Annotated in this window: 13 protein-coding genes; 9 read left to right on the forward strand and 4 right to left on the reverse strand. The window is 70.2% G+C overall.

Annotation, left to right across the window (positions count from 1 at the left end; all coding sequences use genetic code 11):
• Window positions 1-71 precede the first annotated feature (71 nt).
• From HNR00_RS08265 to HNR00_RS08280, 4 genes are all read left to right on the forward strand, one after another.
• Window positions 72-308 carry an acyl carrier protein gene (locus HNR00_RS08265; protein WP_003599981.1) on the forward strand — a complete coding sequence of 79 codons (237 nt, stop codon included), beginning with the start codon at window positions 72-74 and terminating at the stop codon, window positions 306-308.
• A gap of 112 nt (window positions 309-420) precedes the next feature.
• Window positions 421-1,683, forward strand: coding sequence for a beta-ketoacyl-ACP synthase II (fabF, locus tag HNR00_RS08270; protein WP_183567732.1), 1,263 nt, complete (start codon window positions 421-423; stop codon window positions 1,681-1,683).
• A gap of 147 nt (window positions 1,684-1,830) precedes the next feature.
• On the forward strand, window positions 1,831-3,234 hold the full coding sequence (mltG, locus tag HNR00_RS08275; protein ID WP_183567735.1) for an endolytic transglycosylase MltG: 1,404 nt from the start codon (window positions 1,831-1,833) through the stop codon (window positions 3,232-3,234).
• 99 nt (window positions 3,235-3,333) lie between these two features.
• Entirely contained in the window at window positions 3,334-4,410 is a 1,077-nt protein-coding gene (locus HNR00_RS08280; protein WP_183567739.1) for a helix-turn-helix transcriptional regulator, read from the forward strand.
• A 16-nt stretch (window positions 4,411-4,426) separates the two neighbouring features.
• Here the strand turns inward: HNR00_RS08280 and HNR00_RS08285 are convergent, their stop codons facing one another.
• Window positions 4,427-5,197 (reverse strand): NAD kinase, encoded by a 771-nt coding sequence (locus HNR00_RS08285; RefSeq protein ID WP_183567742.1) that lies wholly within the window; start codon window positions 5,195-5,197, stop codon window positions 4,427-4,429.
• 78 nt (window positions 5,198-5,275) lie between these two features.
• Here HNR00_RS08285 and cutA point away from each other — a divergent pair, with 78 nt between their 5' ends.
• The gene (gene cutA / locus HNR00_RS08290; RefSeq protein ID WP_183567745.1) at window positions 5,276-5,602 is read left to right on the forward strand and encodes a divalent-cation tolerance protein CutA; all 327 of its coding nucleotides are present in this window, start codon (window positions 5,276-5,278) and stop codon (window positions 5,600-5,602) included.
• 58 nt (window positions 5,603-5,660) lie between these two features.
• On the opposite strand, the gene HNR00_RS08295 is transcribed toward cutA, so the two are convergent.
• On the reverse strand, window positions 5,661-5,819 hold the full coding sequence (locus tag HNR00_RS08295) for a hypothetical protein (protein WP_183567749.1): 159 nt from the start codon (window positions 5,817-5,819) through the stop codon (window positions 5,661-5,663).
• A 292-nt stretch (window positions 5,820-6,111) separates the two neighbouring features.
• Between HNR00_RS08295 and HNR00_RS08300 the strand changes: the two genes are divergently transcribed.
• From HNR00_RS08300 to HNR00_RS08315, 4 genes are all read left to right on the forward strand, one after another.
• Window positions 6,112-6,540, forward strand: coding sequence for a PilZ domain-containing protein (locus tag HNR00_RS08300; RefSeq protein ID WP_183567752.1), 429 nt, complete (start codon window positions 6,112-6,114; stop codon window positions 6,538-6,540).
• A 400-nt stretch (window positions 6,541-6,940) separates the two neighbouring features.
• Window positions 6,941-11,365, forward strand: coding sequence for a glycosyltransferase (locus HNR00_RS08305; protein WP_183567755.1), 4,425 nt, complete (start codon window positions 6,941-6,943; stop codon window positions 11,363-11,365).
• A 183-nt stretch (window positions 11,366-11,548) separates the two neighbouring features.
• Window positions 11,549-13,027: a glucose-6-phosphate dehydrogenase gene (gene zwf, locus HNR00_RS08310; RefSeq protein ID WP_183567758.1), complete on the forward strand. Its 1,479-nt coding sequence runs from the start codon at window positions 11,549-11,551 to the stop codon at window positions 13,025-13,027.
• 99 nt (window positions 13,028-13,126) lie between these two features.
• Complete coding sequence (locus HNR00_RS08315) at window positions 13,127-13,372, forward strand: DUF6894 family protein (RefSeq protein ID WP_183567760.1); 246 nt, start codon at window positions 13,127-13,129, stop codon at window positions 13,370-13,372.
• A gap of 437 nt (window positions 13,373-13,809) precedes the next feature.
• On the opposite strand, the gene HNR00_RS08320 is transcribed toward HNR00_RS08315, so the two are convergent.
• The gene (locus tag HNR00_RS08320) at window positions 13,810-16,242 is read right to left on the reverse strand and encodes a PAS domain-containing sensor histidine kinase (RefSeq protein ID WP_246390431.1); all 2,433 of its coding nucleotides are present in this window, start codon (window positions 16,240-16,242) and stop codon (window positions 13,810-13,812) included.
• A gap of 193 nt (window positions 16,243-16,435) precedes the next feature.
• Window positions 16,436-19,072, reverse strand: coding sequence for an aminopeptidase N (pepN, locus tag HNR00_RS08325; protein ID WP_183567763.1), 2,637 nt, complete (start codon window positions 19,070-19,072; stop codon window positions 16,436-16,438).
• Between the last annotated feature and the right edge of the window lie 62 nt (window positions 19,073-19,134).

The raw sequence follows: 19,134 nt of genomic DNA on the forward strand, positions 1-19,134 counted from the left end.
GCGGGAAGGCGGCCACGGCGCTTTCGTCAAGCACAAAACCACCACGATCGAGAAGACGAGGACCAACAACGATGAGCGATATCGCCGAGCGCGTGAAGAAGATCGTCGTCGAGCACCTGGGCGTCGAGCCGGAGAAGGTCACCGAGGCCTCCAACTTCATCGACGATCTCGGCGCCGACAGCCTCGACACCGTCGAGCTGGTGATGGCGTTCGAGGAGGAGTTCAACGTCGAGATCCCGGACGACGCCGCCGAGACCATCCAGACGGTCGGCGACGCGATCAAGTTCCTGGAAAAGAACTCCGCCTGATCGGAGACGTCCTCGTGCGGGCGGGGTCGATAGACCCCGCGCGCCGTTTTATCTTTCAGTTCAATGGAGCCCCGGTCACCGGGCCGGGTCGCGGATCGATCGGGAACGTGCGATGCGTCGGGTGGTGATCACGGGTCTGGGTGCGGTCACGCCGCTGGGAGGCAGCGTCGAGCACACCTGGAGCCGGCTCATCGCCGGCGACAGCGGCGCCTCCCAGGTCACCGCGTTCCAGACCGACGACCTCGCCTGCCGCATCGCCTGCACGCTGCCCTTCGGCGACGGCAGCGACGGCACCTTCAATCCCGACACGTGGATGGAGGCGAAGGAGCAGCGCAAGGTCGATCCCTTCATCGTCTACGCCATGGCTGCGGCGGGCCAAGCGCTCGACGACGCCGACTGGCACCCGAAATCGGACCGCGACCAGGAGGCCACCGGCGTCCTGATCGGCTCCGGCATCGGCGGCATCGGCACGATCTACGACGCCTCCGTCACCCTCCACGAGAAGGGGCCGCGGCGCATCTCGCCGTTCTTCATTCCCGGCCGCATCATCAACCTCGCCTCGGGGCAGGTCTCGATCCAGCACGGGCTCAAGGGTCCGAACCACGCGGTCGTCACCGCCTGCTCCACCGGGGCGCACGCCATCGGCGACGCCTCCCGGCTGATCGCTTTGGGCGATGCCGACGTGATGGTGGCCGGCGGCACCGAGGCGCCGGTCAACCGGCTCTCGCTCGCGGGCTTCGCGGCCTGCCGCGCGCTCTCCACCGGCTTCAACGACGATCCGACCAAGGCCTCGCGCCCCTACGACCGCGACCGCGACGGCTTCGTCATGGGCGAGGGCGCCGGCATCGTCGTGCTGGAGGAATACGAGCACGCCAAAGCCCGCGGCGCCAAGATCTACGCCGAGGTAATCGGCTACGGATTGTCGGGCGACGCCTACCACATCACCTCGCCCGCGCCCGACGGCGACGGCGGCTTCCGCTGCATGAAGGCGGCGGTCAAGCGCGCGGGCATCGACCCATCCGAGATCGACTACATCAACGCCCACGGCACCTCGACGCCGCTCGGCGACGAACTGGAACTCAAGGCGGTCGAGCGGCTGCTGGGCGATAATGCCGGCAAGGCCTCGATGTCCTCCACCAAGTCCGCCATCGGGCACCTGCTGGGGGCCGCAGGCGCCGTCGAGGCGATCTTCTCCGTGCTCGCGATCCGCGACGGGGTTATGCCGCCGACGCTCAACCTCGACAACCCGTCGGTCGAGACGGCGATCGACCTGATCCCGCACGAGGCCAAGCGCAAGCGCGTCGACACCGTGCTGTCGAACTCCTTCGGCTTCGGCGGCACCAACGCCTCGCTGCTCATGCGCCGGGCGGATTGAGCGTCCACCGCGACCGTTAACGCCATTTCGCCACAAAACCGCATAAGGGTCCGGCCCGACACGCGCGGCCGGCCGTGAGCCTCGTGCTCCGGGCGTTCCGGCGACGATTCCCGCTGGGATCGTGCGCGGCTCGCCAGCAGGGTCCCGATGTTCCGCAGACGACAAGCGCCGCCCTCGCCGCCGCCCGCTCCCGAGGAGCCGTCGCTGCCCAACCGCCTGTCGCCGCGCAGCCCGAGCGAGGCGCTCAAACCCACGGTGGCGCCGCCCCCGCCCGAGAAACCCGAGCGCCGCCGCGGCGGCCTGCTCGCCGCCGTCAGCGGCTTCCTCACGCTCGCGGTGATCGTGGCGCTCGGCGCCCTCGTCGGGATCACGCTCGTCACCCGACAGGCCAGCGAGCCCGGGCCGCTCCAGGCCGACAAGGTGGTGGTGATCCCCAGCCGCAGCGGCACCTCCGAAATCGCCCAGATCCTCGCCCGCGAGGGCGTGATCGACCATCCCAACCTGTTCGAGCTCTCCGCCCGCTTCGGCGGCAAGGGCCCGCTCAAGCATGGCGAGTACGTGTTCAAGGCCCATGCCAGCGTCCGCGACGCCATCGACACGCTCGCGACCGGCCGCCAGGTCCAGCACGCCATCACCTTTCCGGAGGGCCTGACCTCGGAGCAGATCGTGGCGCGCCTGAACGAGAACGACGTGCTGTCCGGCGAGATCGCCGAGACCCCGCCCGAGGGCTCGCTCCTGCCCGACACCTACAAGTTCGAGCGCGGCGCCACCCGCCAGCAGATCGTCAACCTGATGCGGGCCAAGCAGCGCGAGGTGCTCAACCAGATCTGGCAGCGCCGCAGCCCCGAGGTGCCGGTCAAGACGCCTGCCGAGATGGTGACGCTCGCCTCCATCGTCGAGAAGGAGACGGGGCGCGCCGACGAGCGCCCGCGGGTGGCCGGCGTGTTCGTCAACCGCCTCCAGAAGCGGATGAAGCTGCAATCCGACCCGACCATCGTCTACGGCCTCGTCGGCGGGCGCGGCACGCTGGGCCGCGGCATCCTGCGCTCCGAGATCGACCGCCCGACCCCCTACAACACCTACGTGATCGAGGGCCTGCCGCCGGGGCCGATCGCCAATCCGGGCCGCGCCGCGCTCGAAGCGGTGGCCAACCCCTCGCGCACGAAGGACCTGTACTTCGTCGCCGACGGTACCGGCGGCCACGCCTTCGCCGATTCGCTGGAGGGCCACCAGCGCAACGTCACCCGCTGGCGTCAGGTCGAGCGCGCGCGCAAGGAGGCGCCGCAGCCGGAATCGGGCAGCGTCGACAAGGTCGATCCCAACACCGCCGAGCCGAACGCGACCCAGCCCGCCGGTACCCCCGGCCGCGCCTCGGCCTACGCGCCGGGCGGCGGCTCGTCGCTGGCGCTCGACGGCGCGACGATCGACGGCGCTCCCGGCCAGCGTCCGAAGGCCTTCGACGCCTCCGAGGGCACCCGCCTCGATCCCCTGCGCAACAAGACCTACGACCTCGGCTCGCCCAAGACCGTGCCGGTGCTGCGCAATCCTTGATACGCGGCATTCCGGGAGCCGTTCCTGTAGGATCGCGTCGCGACTCGGCGTCTCCGGGGATCGGCTCCGGACCCAACCGCGAGCGAAGTGCGATCGTGGATGCATGAGGATCTGATCGACCGGGCCTACGAGGCCGCCTTCTTTCCCGAGCTGTGGCCCGCGATCCTCGACGAGATCGGCGCACGCTCCGGCTCGGCGAGCGGTGCGCTCCAGATCATCAAGGCCGGCCATCCGCCGCTCTGGGCCGCGACCGACGCGATCCGCGCAACGCTCTCCGACTTCATCGCCAGCGGGCTCTGGCGGACTTGCGAGCGTCCCGCGGCGGTCGCCGTCCACGACCATGCCGGCTTCGTCCATACCCTCGATCTGCTCACGCCCGTCCAGATCGCCCGCGATCCGGTCATCCCGCGGCTGGAGCAGATCGGTCTCGGCGCCCAGCTCGCGACCCTGATCGCGATGCCGAGCGGCGAGGCGGTGGGACTCACCTTCGAGCGTCGGCTCGACAAGGGCCGTCACCCGCCGGAGGCGGTCACCGTCCTCGACGGTCTGCGTCCGCACCTCGCACGCTCGGCCCTGATCGCCGCCCGGCTCGGACTGGAGCGGGCCCGGGCGGCCGTCGCGACTCTCGAAGCGCTGGGACTGCCCGCTGCGAGTCTCGCCTTCAGCGGCCGGGTCCTGGCGACCAACGGGCTTCTCGACGAGACGCCGGAGGTGGTGCCCGCCGCCCACGGCCGTCTGGTTCTCGCCCACGCGCCTGCCGACGCCCTGCTGCGAGCCGCCCTCGACGCCTCGGAGCGCTCGGGCGCGGCCCGCTCGATCCCGGTGCCGGGCGCGCCCGAGCGCCCGCCCGCCATCGTTCACGTCGTTCCCGTGCGCGGCGCGGCCAACGATGTCTTCGGCGGGACCACGCTCCTCGTCGTGACGCCGGTCGGCATGGACGGCAACGTCCCGGATCTCGCCTTGCTGCGCGGCCTGTTCGATCTGACGCCGAAGGAGGCGCGGCTCGCCGCCGCGCTCGCAGGCGGGCGGTCCCTCAAGGAAGCGGCGGCGGGCGAATCCCTTCGCCTCAACACCGCCCGGTCCTACTTGGAGCGGATCCTGCACAAGACCGGCACGCACCAGCAGAGCCAGCTCGTCGCGTTGATCAAGGGCAGCCGCATCGCGGACATGCCCTGAGGCGACTCGGCCGCACTCAGCCGAACTGCTCCCTCAAGATCCGCTCTTCCAGGCTGTGGCCGGGATCGTGCAGCAGCACGAGGCTGGTGGCGTGGTCGAGCCATGTTTCCACCGTGCAGACCCGGCGGAACTCGGTGTGGTCGGCCACCGCCGCCACGGGGCGGTAGGTGGCGTCGATCACGTCGATGCGGATGCGGGCGTGGTTCGGCAGCAGGGCCCCGCGCCAGCGCCGGGGGCGGAAGGCCGAGATCGGGGTCAGCGCCATGAGCTGCGCGTTGAGCGGCAGGATCGGCCCGCCGACCGAGAGGTTGTAGGCGGTCGAGCCCGCGGGGGTCGCCGCCAGGATGCCGTCGGCGATGAGTTCGGGCAGGCGCACGTGGTCGTCCACCGAGACCTTGAGCTTCGCCGTCTGGTGGGTCTGGCGCAGCATGTAGACTTCGTTGATCGCCCGCGCCGTGTGGCTGCGCCCCTCCGTGTCGGTCGCCACCATGGTCATCGGGTGGATCGTCGAGCGCTTGGTCGCCTCCAGCCGCTCCGGCAGGGCATCCTCGCGGAACTCGTTCATCAGGAAGCCGACCGTGCCGCGGTTCATCCCGTAGATCGGCTTCGGGTCGTTCATGAAGCGGTGGAGCACCTGCAGCATCAGGCCGTCGCCGCCGAGCGCCACCACCACGTCGGCCTCTTCCGGCGGGACGTGGTCGTAGCGGCGCATCAGCAGGTCCGCCGCCTCCCGCGCCTCCGGCGTGGGGCTCGCCACGAAGGCGATCCGTGAAAAACGCCGCGGCATCGGTCTGTCGGCCCCGTTGACGGATACAGGCCGCACCGGCTCCACTGCCGGACCCACCTGCTTCAGGAGAGCCATAGCATGGAGCGCATGCTCCTCGTCTACACGACCTTCCCCGACGCGCCGACGGCGCTCTCCGTCGGCGAGGCGCTGGTGCGCGCCCGGCTCGCAGCTTGCGTGAACGTGCTGCCCGACATGCAGTCGGTCTATGCCTGGAAGGGCGCGGTCGAGCGATCGACCGAGGTCGTCGCCATCCTGAAGAGCCGCGAGGGGCTGGCCGAGGCGCTCGGTGCCGCCCTCAAGGCGCGCCACCCCTACGACACGCCGATCATCCTGTACCTGCCCGCGGCGGGCGCCGACCCGGACACGGCGGCCTGGATCCTGGCGGAAACGACGCCCGAGACGTGAGAAGGGCGCGGCACCCTCCGGCGCCGCGCCCTCGACGGTCCAGTGATGAGGCCGCCGGTCAGCCGGCGACCACCGTCGAGGCCGCCCGCTGCCGGGCGATGCTGGCCTCGTAGCGTTCGGCTTGCAGCCGAGTGAGGCCCGACACGAGGGCGAGCGGGCCACGGTAGACCGTGTAGGTGCCGTCCTGGGTCGGTTTCACGCGAATGTGCTCGGACATGGGACCACTCCCTGCCTTGGGCCAATCTTCGAACGCGTCGGAACGGGGCACACGTTAATCAGTCGTTCCGGTCTGGCAAGGGGAAAATCGACTTGCGTGCAGCGCATTTCATGTTGCAACGCAAGAGAAACGATTGCTTTCGCTGTGCAGCAATGCGCGCATTCCGGAGCGCCGCGCGGCACGGTTCGGCCACGCGGCACGATGGCGCGGCCGGAGCGGGGATGGACGCTAAAACCTTGTAGAAACGCATTTCCGCTAATGGCTATGAGACGGACCCATCACGAACTGCCCCATGCCGGATCAACGCAGCCAGGACGTCCCGCCTTCGTCCGCCCTCGGGGCCGCTTCGGACGACGACGCCGCTCCGGGCGGCGTCGTCCCGCGGCGCGAAGCGCGCATGGCCACCAACTGGATCGCCATGATCCGGCTGTTCGACGGCACCGAGATCCCCTGCAACGTCAAGGATATCTCGAAATCCGGGGCCAAGCTCGGCGTGCCGAGTTCCTGGGAACTGCCGGCGACCTTCATGCTCAAGATCGTCGGGCGCGATTTCGTCATGCGGGTCACGTTGGCGTGGCGCCGCGGCAATTACGCGGGCGTGCATATCGACCGGATCGCGAAACTGCCGCCCGCGGCCGAGGCGCCCTCCGAACCCTCCGCGACCGCGACCGCCGAGTACAACTCGATCGGAAGTCGCGCCCGCCGGGCCTATGAAGAGTGATGCGGAGCCGCAGGATCGACGACGTTTCGAGCGGCGTCCGATAGAGTCCGCGACTGCCGGTTCATCCTGTGATGAGATTTCTTTCAAAGAGCCGGAAGCGAATACAGGCTCATTTCACGACGGGTGCGCTTAATTTCAGTGGAAGGCTCGGCGCGCCGGTTCGCCAATGCAGTCTTTCGGCCGCCTGCCCGCCGCGGAATGCCCTTGCGGAGCGGGGCCGCCCATAGTAGGTGCGATGCGGAAGTGTGCTCTACGCAGTGCTCTGCGGCAAGCCCCTTCGCGGAACGGCATGATCGTGCGCCTCCCGAGGTCGCGTCACCGCAATCCGCCCGCCGGCGGCTCGGTGCGGCAAACCTCACGTTTCGAGGCGCTACGTTAAAGACACCGGAGAAGCGTAACGATGGTGAACGTCAATCGGTGGTTCGGGCGTCCAACCGCTTCGACACCCGCCGCCGAGTCCGAAACGCCATCGCCCGCTCCCGCAGCACCCCCGCCTCCCGCCGCCGCGGCACCCGCGCCCGCTCCCGCCGAGAAGCCGGCCGCAAAGAAGGCGCCGGCCGCGAAGCCCCGCGGCGACATCCGCCTGTTCGCCTTTCCCGACTACTCGCCGAGCAACCCCTACCAGACCGGACTCTACAGCGCGCTCGCCAAGGCCGGCGACTATTCCTACGGGACGATCCAGGAGGCGATCGCGGCGCTCGCGACCGAGACACGCCAGGTCGTCTACCACCTGCACTGGCCCGAGCCGCTCTTCGCCGGCTCGGCGGACATCCACGATTATCAGGCCAAGGCCGACGAGTTCCTCTCGGCGGTGCGTCTGTTCAAGGCCGGCGGCGGCCTGTTCGTGTGGACGATCCACAATGTGGTCTCGCACGACCGCCGGCTCGGCGACTTCGAGGTGGAGTTCTCGGCGCGTCTTTCCGAGGCGGCGAGCCTGATCCACCTCCACAGCGAGGCGGCGATCGAGGCGGTCAACGCGGTCTATCCGGTCGATCCCGCCAAGGTCGTCGTCGTCCCGCACGGCAGCTATCTCGGCTACTACCCGCCGGCCATGCCGAGGGACCGCGCCCGCTGGCTGCTCGGCGTGCCCGAGGACGCGTTCGTGTTCGCCTTCGTGGGGCAGTTGCGGCCCTACAAGGGCATCGACGTGCTGCTGGCCGCCTTCGAGGAGGTGGTCCGCAGCCATCCGAATGCCTACCTCGTCGTGGCCGGCAAGCCGGTCGCGCCGTTCTCGGCCGGCAGCGTCAAGCTGCTCGCCGACATGAACCCGAACCTGCGGGTGCTCACGGGCTTCCTGCCGCCCCACGACCTCGCCCGCATCTGCGCCGCGGCCGACGCGATCGTGCTGCCCTACCGCCAGATCCTGACCTCGGGCTCGGTGCTGCTCGCCGCCAGCTACGCCAAGCCGGTGATCGTCCCGTCGAGCCCGACCCTGCGCTTCGTCGCCGAGGAGCAGATCGGCATCGCCTACGATCCCGCCGCGCCCGACGGCCTGCGCCAGGCGATGCTCGTCGCCCTCGCGGCGCCCGAGGACGTGGCCAAGAGCGGCGTGCGATCCGCGGAATTCGCGCGCAGGAACGCCTGGAGCGTGCACGGCGAGAGCTTCCTGCAGAAGCTGCGGCAGGCCATGCCGGCCGAGCGGCTGACGATCGAGACCGACGGCCGGAAGCGCCCGATCCTCGTCCATCGCCGGACCCGCAAGGCGGCCGGCGCGATCGGCATCGCGCTCGTCAACTACTTCAGCGTCGACGACATCGAGCGCCTGACCGCCGAACTCCCCAAGAGCGTGGGGGGACGCGCGGTCCGCGTCTACGTCTACGACAACGCGGCGGGCCAGCGGCCCAACCGCAACCTGATGGAGCGGGTCGACGTCTACGCCTATGACGGGGACAACCAGGGCTATGCCGGCGGCAACAACGCCCTGCTCGAACTGATGCGGCAGGAGGGCTGCGAGTACGGCTTCATCGTCAATCCCGATGTCGCCGTGACGGCCGCCGCCCTCGACATCCTGGTCCGGAACGCCCGGCCCGACGCGGTCATCGCCCCGGCGGTGATGAACGCGGACGGACGTGTCGGCTACGGCGGCGGCGTCGCCTTCGCCGGCCCGGAGGGGGTCGTGGTCAACCAGCTCTTCGAGGGCGGGACCGCCGCCGCCCTGCCGAAGACCCCCTACGAGGTCGATGTCCTCAACGGCTGCGCCCTGTTCGTCCCGCTCGCCCTGCTGCCGAAGATCGGCCACATCCCGGAGGATTACTTCCTCTATTACGAGGAGACGCACTGGTGCCTCTCCTTCAAGGACCGCGGCGTCAAGTGCGTCGTCGTTCCCGATGCCCGGGTGTCGCACAACAAACGCTCGAAGGCGGGCGACTTCCCGGCCCTCTACTACACCTATTACCTGCTGCGGAACCGCTTCGTCTTCAGCGAGCGGTGGGGCAAGCGCTTGGGCGGCGGCTACGATGCGGCCGCCGTCGCCGCCGGGATCGAGCGGGACTTCGTCCAGCCGTGGCAGGACAAGATCCTCCAGAGCAATGCCGGCCTGCTGCGGGTGTTCGAGCGCTGCGTCGCCGCCGCCCTGGAGGACGGCGCCAAGGGCGTGAGCGGTCGCGTCGATCTCCCCAAGCGCCTGGACGATGTGACGCTGAAGGAGACCGCCGTCACCGAGGGTCGCCTCGAAGTGTTCGGCGGCGGCAACGTCCGGGGATGGGTCGCCGAGAAGGGCGAGAACGGGAAATGGGGTCCCGGCCAGGTCTGGGTGTTCCGCGACGGCTCGCCGGTCCGCGCCATCGACGTCACCGACGATCGGGCCGATGTCGAGGGCGCCGGCTTTGCCCGGAAATCCGGCTTCAGGGCGCCGGTGTCCTTCGCCTCGGAGGACGGTGAGGCGCACCAGTTCGAGCTGCGCACCCGCGGCGACGGCCGGCGGATCCTCGGCCTCGACGAGACCGCGCGGCCGCTGACGGACCTGCCGGTGCTTGAGAAGCGTCCGGTCCAGCACAAGGCGGCCTTCGGCAACGTGGTGGCCGGGCGCCTGAACGGCTGGGCCTACGACGCGGCCCATCCGGGCGTCGCGACCCTTCTCGACATCTCGGTCGGCACGGAGACGGTGGTCCGGGGCGTCCGGGCGGATATCTGGCGGGCCGACCTGGAGAAGGCCAAGATCGGCGCCGGCGACCACGCCTTCCAGGTCGCGCTGCCCAACGACGTGTTCAAGCATCTCGCCCTGGAGGCGACCGCTTGTGCCGCCGGGCGCACGGACGTCCTGGCCAAGCGGCAGATCAGCATCGTCAATCCGAGCCGGGGGTTCAGCAAGACCTTCGATTTCGAGCAGTTCCTGCGCTGGTCCTACAACGAGGAGCGGATGCCCTACGGGCAGGTCGAGGAGATCCCGGCCATCCTCGACGCGATCACGCTGGAGCGGATGCTGCGCATCGCCCGGTCCGAGAAGGCGCCCCAGACCGACCTCGTCAGCGTGGTCATGCCGGTGTTCAACCGGGAGAAGATCGTCGCCGAGGCGATCCAGTCCGTCCTCGCCCAGACCTACGCCAACTTCGAGTTCCTCATCGTCGACGACGGCAGCGCGGACGACAGCGTCGCGGTGATCAAGAGCTTCGACGATCCGCGCATCCGCCTGATCGAGCTGGCGCAGAACAGCGGCGTCTCCGCCGCGCGCAATGCCGGCCTGCGCGAGGCCCGGGGTCCGTTCATCGCCTACATCGATTCCGACAACGTCTGGAGCCCGCACTACCTCGCGGTCATGCTCGACGCGCTGCGCGGCGCGCCGGAGACGACAACGGCCTACGCCGGTCAGGAGATCTGGGAGTACCTGGCGCACTACGACCGCGACGAGTTCCGCTTCCTGCGGATGGCGCCGTTCAACCGCAGCCGCCTGGAGCGGCGCAACTTCATCGACCTCAACGTCTTCATGCACCGCCGCGAGCTTTACGACGAGCTCGGCGGCTTCAACGAGAGCATGCGGCGCCTCGTCGATTGGGAACTGATCCTGCGCTACACCGAGCGCCGCCCGCCGGTGTTCCTGCCGGTGACGCTGGGCCGCTACCGCATCGCCCGGGCCGACAACCAGATCACCTTCGTCGAGGATCACCTCGCGAACCTCGCGCTGCTGCGCCTGCCGACGCCGCTGACCGACCTGCGGGTCGCCGACGACGCGCCCGCGCCGCCGCTCGCGGTCTTCGTCCACGCCCGCGATGCCCAGGCCTACGAGCAGTGGCGGAAGGCCAACCGCGCCCTCGTCGCCGGCTGCCGACATCTCGCCGCGGCCTGGCCCAAGGGCGGCGGGGAGAGTGGCGGGGAGGGCAGTGCCGAGGGCATCGGGCCGGACGGCGAGCCGACGGCCTTCCCGAGCGTCGCGGCCGCGCTCGCCGCCCATTGCGACGGCCTGAGCGATGGGCCGCTCCTGCTCGTCGATGCCGAGTACGTCCTGTCCGGCCGCTGGAAGCAGGTCTACGCCGCGGCCTCGGCGGAGGGGCGCTTCGACGCGCTGACCGGGCGCCTCTACACCGCCCAGCCCGCTCCGGACGGCGCGATCGTGTTCGAGGACCAGATGACGCTCAAGATCGCCCACGCGATCCGGGCGTGGCAGTTCTCGCCGCGGATGCAGGGGGTCGCGGCCGCGTCGCTGCCGCCCGACTACCTGATCTTCCCGCCCGCCTCGCTGGCCCGCCTGACGGTCTGTGCCCGCCTCGAATCCGCTCTGCCGGGGGCCGTGACCCGGTTCTTCGGCTACGCGGCGGAGGGGCCGATGATCGGCCTCTACGCCCCCGACCTGTCGGCGTTCGCGATCCGCGACATCCCCTTCCAGCTCTGACGCGTCCGCATCCGGCCGGGCGAACCGCCGTCCCGGCCGGCGGCCGGGACACCGCCGGCCGGGGCTTCACCGCGCCCGATCCGTTTCGGCGAGGCCTTTGCATTCGCCCCTCCCCGGCCGATAACCCTTCGGCCAGACGCCGCGGCCGGAGGAAGCCCGCCCGCGCGAACCATGGGAGCCGACGTGGCCACCATCATTCCCGTCTCGTCCTTCGACTACGTCGTCTTCGGCGCCACCGGGGACCTGACCCAGCGCAAGCTGCTGCCCGCCCTCTACCAGCGCTTCCGCGACGGGCAGATCCCGGAATCGAGCCGCATCATCGGCGCCTCGCGCACGGAACTCGGCACGGAGGACTTCCGCGCGCGGGCCCGCGACGCGCTCCTGAGCTTCGTGCCGGCCGGCGACATCGACGAGGCGAAGCTCCGGGGCTTCCTCGACCACCTGTTCTACGTGGCGGTGGACGCGCTCGGCGAGGACGGGTGGGGGGAGCTGAAGCGGATGCTCGACGAGCGGCCCGACCGCATCCGGCCGTTCTACCTCGCCACCTCGCCCGACCTCTACGGCGCGATCTGCCGGAGCCTCGACCGACACGGCCTGATCGGCGAGAACACCCGCGTCGTGCTGGAGAAGCCGATCGGCAAGGACCTCAAATCCGCCCGCGCCATCAACGACGCCGTCGGCGCGGTCTTCCCCGAGAGCCAGATCTTCCGGATCGACCACTATCTCGGCAAGGAGACGGTGCAGAACCTCCTGGCCCTGCGCTTCGCCAACACGATCTTCGAGCGGCTGTGGAACGCCGACGTGATCGACCACGTGCAGATCACGGTCGGCGAGACCGTCGGCGTCGAGGGCCGGGCCGGCTACTACGACACCTCGGGCGCGCTGCGGGACATGGTGCAGAACCACATCCTCCAGCTCCTCTGCCTCACCGCGATGGAGAGCCCGATCTCGCTCGACGCCGATTCGGTGCGCGACGAGAAGCTGAAGGTGCTGCGCGCCCTCAAGCCCATCACCGCCGCGGACGTGCAGACCGTGACCGTGCGCGGCCAGTACGCCGCCGGCGCGGTCGGCGGCCAGCCGGTCACGGGTTACCAGACCGATCTCGGCGACCACCCGTCGAGCCGCACCGAGACCTTCGTGGCGCTCAAGCTCGAGGTGCGGACCTGGCGCTGGGCCGGCGTGCCCTTCTACGTGCGCACCGGCAAGCGCCTGCCCAAGAAGCATTCCGAGATCGTGGTGCAGTTCCGCGCCTCGCCGTTCTCGATCTTCCCATCGGAATCGTTCGGGCGCGAGCCGAACCGCCTCGTCATCCGCCTCCAGCCGGAGGAGGGCATGAAGCTCGAAGTGATGACCAAGGACCCCGGCCCCGGCGGGATGCGGCTTCGCCCGACCAACCTCGACATCTCCTTCGAGGAGGCCTTCAAGCAGCGCTACCCGGACGCCTACGAGCGCCTGCTGATGGACGTGGTGCGCGGCAACGCCACGCTGTTCATGCGCCGCGACGAGGTCGAGGTCGCTTGGGCCTGGGCCGATACGCTGCTCAAGGCCTGGGCCGAACGTCCCGAACCGCCTCGTCCCTACGCCGCCGGAAGCTGGGGCCCGACCGCGGCCATCGCCCTGATCGAGCGCGACGGCCGAACCTGGCACGAGGAACTGGCGTAGCCCATTCGCGACCGTGAAGGCGGGACGCCGCAGAGCACGGAAACCGCGAGGCGGATGCCGGTTATCAGACGGCAATGTCTGTTCCGGGATTCGAGGCACATGCCGCGGTATTACTTCGACGTCGAGAACGGCGGTCTCACGGTCGACGAGGAAGGCACGGAACTCGACGAAACCGAGGCGGTCGCCTCGCTGGCGATGCGCACGCTCCTCGACATCGCCCGCTTCGAGGTCGTCGCCCACAACGAGCGCCGGATGTCCGTCACCGCCCGCGACGCGGACGGGCTGCCGGTCTACCGCACCGAACTGACGGTCCAGGCGGGCTGGCTGGTGGGCCAGCCGGGCTGACGCTTTCTGCTCATGGCGGGGCGTTCGGTTCGGACGTCAATCCCTCGGGCGCCGACGCTCAGGGCAATCGCTTGAAGCGATGTCCCTGGTTTTGTCGACTTGCCTCAGTCGCCGGCGCCCGCCTCCGCGGGCTCAGGCTTTCGCTCCGCTCGACGCTTTTCAGGACGGATGTCCTGAAAAGCCCGCTCCGCGCGGCGCTCTTCGCGCCGCGAAGCCGCAAAGCGGCTTCGAGCGATTGCCCTGCGCCGACGCTTCGCTTCTCTCCGCCCGAGGTTGCCCGGGCCCCACCACGATCCTCTCGGTTCTTCCGCCGCATCGGTTTTTGCCGAAAGCCGGTATCCCCCTTCGGGCCGATGCTCCAGCTTGCCGATCCCGAGCAGCCCCGGGATCGCTCGGGACGGGGGCGCCTCGGTTTGGGAGATCCGCCGACCAAGAGATCAGACGAAATGCGAGATCTCCCGGCCGGGTCTGCCGGCCGCGCGGACGATGCCCGCCGGAATGGCCGCATGCGTCGTCCGGAGTGTCGCGACGATCTCGCGAACCGGCTCCGGCGCCGGGTTCGTCGCGCGGGGCCGGTCGGCTTTCCGGATCGGGTCCCGCTTCGGCCCGCCGGTTTCCCCGGCCGTAGGCCGAGGCAGGCGCACCAGCACGATCGTGCCCTGACCTTCCTCGGAGCGGATCCGTACGGACCCGCCGTGCAACTCGGCAGTGGAGCGGGCGATGGCGAGCCCGAGTCCCGAGCCCTTGTAGCTGCGCGTCAGGTTGGTCTCGACCTGCTCGAACGGCCGGCCGAGCTTGGCGATCGCGGATTTCGGGATGCCGATGCCGGTGTCGGCGACGAACAGGTGGAGGAAGCCGCCGCAGGCCCTCCCGCGCAGGCCTACCCGCCCACCCTCGGGCGTGAACTTGACCGCGTTCTGAACGATGTTGAGCAGGATCTGCTGCAGGGCGCGCTCGTCGGCGAAGACGCGCAGATGCGAAGGGACGTCCATGCGGATCGTCACCGCTTTGCCCGCGGCCTCCTTGGCGACCATCATCACGGTGGCCGAGATGGCGGCATCCAGGGCGATCTCGCGGGGCACCAGCTTCACCCGCTTCGCCTCGATCCGCGACATGTGCAGGATGTCGTCGATGACCGAGAGCAGGTAGGTGCCGCTCTGCTGGATGTCGCGGCAGTAATCGGCGTAGCGGGGCGAGCCGAGGGTTCCGTAGACCTCGCTCTCCATCAGCTCGGCGAAGCCCATGATGGCGTTGAGCGGCGTGCGCAGCTCGTGGCTCATGTTGGCCAGGAACTCGGACTTCGCTTGGTTGGCGATCTCGGCCCGCGCCTTCTGGTCGTGATGGCGCTCGGCCAGATCGGCGAGCTGCTGGGTCTGGAGTTCCAGGGCGCGGCGGGAGCGCTTGAGGTCCTTGACCGTCTCGATCAGCTCGCGCTCGGAGGCGACGAGCTGTTCCTGATGGCGCTTGAGGCTGGTGATGTCGGTGCCGACCGAGACGTAGCCGCCGTCCTTGGTGCGCCGCTCGCTCACCTGCAGCCAGCGGCCGTCGGTCAGTTCCAGCTCGAAGGTGCGGGCCGGCCCGCGCTCGGGTCCGGGGATGTCCCGGCGCACCGGGGGCAGCGCGCCCTGACCCATGATCTCGTCGTAGCGCCGGCCCGGCACCGCGTCGTGGCTGGTGAGCGCGTAGAGGTCGCGGAACTTCGAGTTGCACAGGACCAGCCGGTTGCCGGCATCCCACAACACGAAGGCCTCGGAGACCGCCTCGACCGCGTCCCGCAGGCGCATGTCGGCGGTGGCGTTGGTCTCGGCCAGGCGCCGTTGCTCGGTCACGTCCATGGCGATGCCGATGAGGTGGCGGCTGCCGTCGGAGGGGTCCTCGACGATCTCGGCGCGGGTGCGCAGCCAGATCCAGGCGCCCGAGGCGTCGCGGATCCGGAACTCGTGGTCGAGGGTGGCGTGGCTCGCGGCGAGCTGGCGGGCGAGGCCGTAGAGGTCGCCGTCCTCGGCATGGAGCAGTGCGTTGACGTCGCCGAAGGAGAGCAGGTCCTTCTCCGGCGTGTAGCCGAGCAGGGCGTACATCGAGTCGGTCCAGAAGATCGTCCCGCGGGCGATGTCCCAGTCCCACAGGCCGCAGCGCCCGCGTCCGAGCGCGGTGTCGAGGCGCTGCTTGACGAGGTCGCAGACCTCGTCCGCCGAGCGCGCCCGGCGCGTCTGAATCATGTAGGCGGCGGCGATCCCGCCCATCATCAGGGCGATGGCGCAGAGGACGACCGCGTGGCTCCAGAACAGGCGCCACCACTCGGCGTCGATCGGCGCCAGCGGCCGGATCACCGCGACCTGCAGGGCGCTGCCGGGCCGGCGCATCACGGCCGCGACGGCCTGCCCGCCTCCGTGCAGGCCGACCGTCATCGCTCCGGCGCTCTCGCCGAGAATGGCGAGCGGCTCGCCGCCGGCCAGGAACGCGCCGAACGAATCGGTCCCGCTCGGCAGGGCCGGATGGGCGGCGCGGATCGCGCCGGCGCCGTCGATCACCAGCACGCGACCGCCGCTCGGCAGGAGATGCAGCGGCAGCACCCGATCCAGCCCGATCGCGGCCTCGTCCGCCGGAAGGACGGAGGCGGCCAGCCGCGCGACGGTCTCGACCTCCCGCCGAGTCGACTCCAACGCCGCCTCGTAGCGCCCGCGTAGCTGCAGCGCCGAGACGGCGGCGAGGCCGAGCAGGAAGACCGCGAGGAGCGCCGGCAGGGCGTAGCGCAGCCAAGCCTCCGCCCGAACGAGGCGGGTCTGCGCGGTGCCGCTCGGACGCTGGACGCCGAGAATCGTATCCGCGCGCGCACGTGCGGACAGGGACGCGGAAACCGCCCCCGGCATATCGGAACCTCGCAATGGTGGATAAGTCCGACCCGGCCGGTGCCACACCGGCTGTTTTCGAATCGTATTCATATTGAGCATCGTGACGGCCGCTTTGTCCACGCCCTTTTTGAGGGGGAGCGTTGACGAAACGCGCGATCGGAGTCCGTGCCGGGACCCGCCCGATTCTCGAAAGGTGAGCCGTCTCAGGCAGTTACCGATTCGCGAGGCTTCGCCCGGCGATATCGGTGACGTCGCGGGAGAGACCGGGCGTGGCAAGGATGCGACGCAGGGCCGACTCCGCCGCGGCGCGTCGCACCGGCTCCAGGCGGCGCCAGGATCCGAAGGCCGTCATCAGGCGGGCGGCGACCTGCGGATTGGTCCGGTCGAGGGCGAGCACCGTTTCGGCGGTGAGGGCGAAGCCCGCCCCGTCGGCCCGGTTGAACTGGGTCGGGTTGGCGAGCGCGAAGCTGCCGACCAGCGCGCGCACCCGGTTCGGGTTGGTCATCGCGAAGGCCGGATGCGTCTGGAGCCGGCGCACCCGCTCGATCGTGCCGTCCTCGGGGATCGTCGCCTGGATCGCGAACCACTTGTCGAGCACGAGGGGCTCGTCGACGTAGCACTCGGCGAAAGCGGCGAACTCCGCCTCGCGGGCCGAGCCGGGCAGGAGCGCGAGGGTGGACAGGCCGGCGAGCCGGTCGGTCATGTTGGTGGCGGCGGCGATCTGCGCCCGCGCCAGGGCGGTGCCGTCCGCCGGATCGGCGGCGGCGATCAGATCGAGCGCGGCGCTCCGCAGTGACCGCCGTCCGGCCGAGGCGGCGTCCGGCGAGAACGGCGTGCCCGCGGGCTCGGCCAGCGCGTCCCGCAGGGCGCGCAGGCGCGGGTTCAAGCTGGCCCCGATCCGGACCCGCAGCGCCCGGCGGGCGGAACAGATCGCATCCGGGTCGATCTCGGCACCGATCTCGTCGGCGAGGTCGTTCTCGCTCGGAAGCGCCAGCACCAGGGCGGCGAAGGCCGGATCGTCGAGCGCCCGCGCGTCGAGGAAGGCGCCGAGCGCCGCCGCGAAGGCATCCGCCCCGGCGTCGGTCGCGGCGCCTCGGAGCGCCCCGATCATGAGGCGGGCGGCGACGCGCTGGGCCGCCTCCCAGCGGTTGAAGCCGTCGGAATCGTGCCGCAGCAGGGTGAGCCGGTCGGCATCGTCCATCGCCATGTCGACCCGCACCGGCGCCGAGAAGCCGCGAAACAGCGAGGGCACCGGCGGCGCGGTCACGTCGTCGAAGGTCAGCGCGGCCTCGAACGCGTCGAGCACGAACACGCCGTCCTCGACCTGCGGGCATGTCGCCTCCCCGAGAGGACCGTCCGGACCGACCAGTCCGAGCCGGACCGGGATGACGAGGGGCGGCGCGTCGTCCCCGGCGCCGGGGCGCGTCTGGCGGAAATCCAGGCGGTAGGTCCGTTCCGCCGCGTCGTAGGTGCCGGTGACGGCGACCCGCGGCGTGCCGGGGCGCTCGTACCATTCGGCGAAGCGGGCGAGGTCGCGACCCGACTCCGCCTCGAAGGCCACCAGGAAATCCTCGACGGTCGCGGCCCGGCCGTCGTTGTCGGAAAAATAGCGGTCCATGCCGGCGCGGAAGGCGCTCTCGCCGACCAGCGTGCGCAGCATCCTGACGATCTCGGCGCCCTTCTCGTAGACGGTGGCCGTGTAGAAGTTGTTGATCTCGGCGTATTGCCGCGGCCGGACCGGGTGGGCCAGGGGGCCGGCATCCTCCGGGAACTGGCGGGCGCGCAGGGTCCGCACCTCGCCGATGCGGTGGACGTCGCGCGAGCGCATGTCGGACGAGAATTCCTGATCGCGGAAGACCGTCAGGCCTTCCTTCAGGCAGAGCTGGAACCAGTCGCGGCAGGTGACGCGGTTGCCCGACCAGTTGTGGAAATACTCGTGGGCGATGATCGCCTCGATCGCCGCGTAGTCGGCGTCGGTCGCGGTCTCGGGGGAGGCCAGCACGAACTTGTCGTTGAAGATGTTGAGGCCCTTGTTCTCCATCGCGCCCATGTTGAAGTCGGACACGGCGACGACGTTGAACACGTCGAGATCGTAGGCACGGCCGAACGCCCGCTCGTCCCAGACCATGGAGCGCTCGACGGCGTCGAGCGCGTAGGCCGCGCGCTCGGCCTTGCCCGGCTCGACATGGACCGCGAGTTCGACGGTGCGGCCTTCCCTGGTGTCGAAGCTCTTCGCCACCCGGTCGAGGCAACCGCCGACGAGGGCGAAGAGATAGGCGGGCTTCGGATGCGGATCGTGCCAGACCGCGAAGTGGCGTCCCGTCCCCTCGATCCTGCCCGATTCGACCGGGTTGCCGTTGCCGAGCAGCACCGGCGCTTGCGCCTCCTCGGCCTCGATCCGCGTGGTGTAGACGGCCATCACGTCCGGCCGGTCGAGGAAGTAGGTGATCCGCCGGAAGCCGTCGGCCTCGCATTGGGTGCAGTAGACGCCGTTGGAGCGGTAGAGCCCCATCAGCTTCGTGTTGGCGCTCGGGTCGATCCGCGTCTCGATCGTCAGCGTGAAGGGCCGCCCCGGCGGCTCCGGCAGGGTCAGCGCCGAGGGGGCAACCCGGAAGGCGGCGGGCGCCAGCGGCTGCCCGTCGAGGTCGAGCGCCAAGAGCCGCAGGTCGTCGCCGTCGAGGACGAGGGGCGCGCCCGGACGCCCCGCCGGGTTCGGACGGATCGCGAGGCGGGCGGTGACGCGGGTGTCGTGGGGATCGAGCCGGACATCGAGCTCGACCCGGTCGATCAGGTGATCGCTCGGGCGGTAATCCTCGAGGCGGACGGTCGGCGGCGTCTCGGTGCGCATGGTGTGATCGGGGCTCGCCTGCGGCTTTCCCCGACTTCTAGAGGTTTTCGCCGACGACGGAA

Source organism: Methylorubrum rhodinum (genome assembly GCF_014199935.1).
Taxonomy (GTDB): domain Bacteria; phylum Pseudomonadota; class Alphaproteobacteria; order Rhizobiales; family Beijerinckiaceae; genus Methylobacterium; species Methylobacterium rhodinum.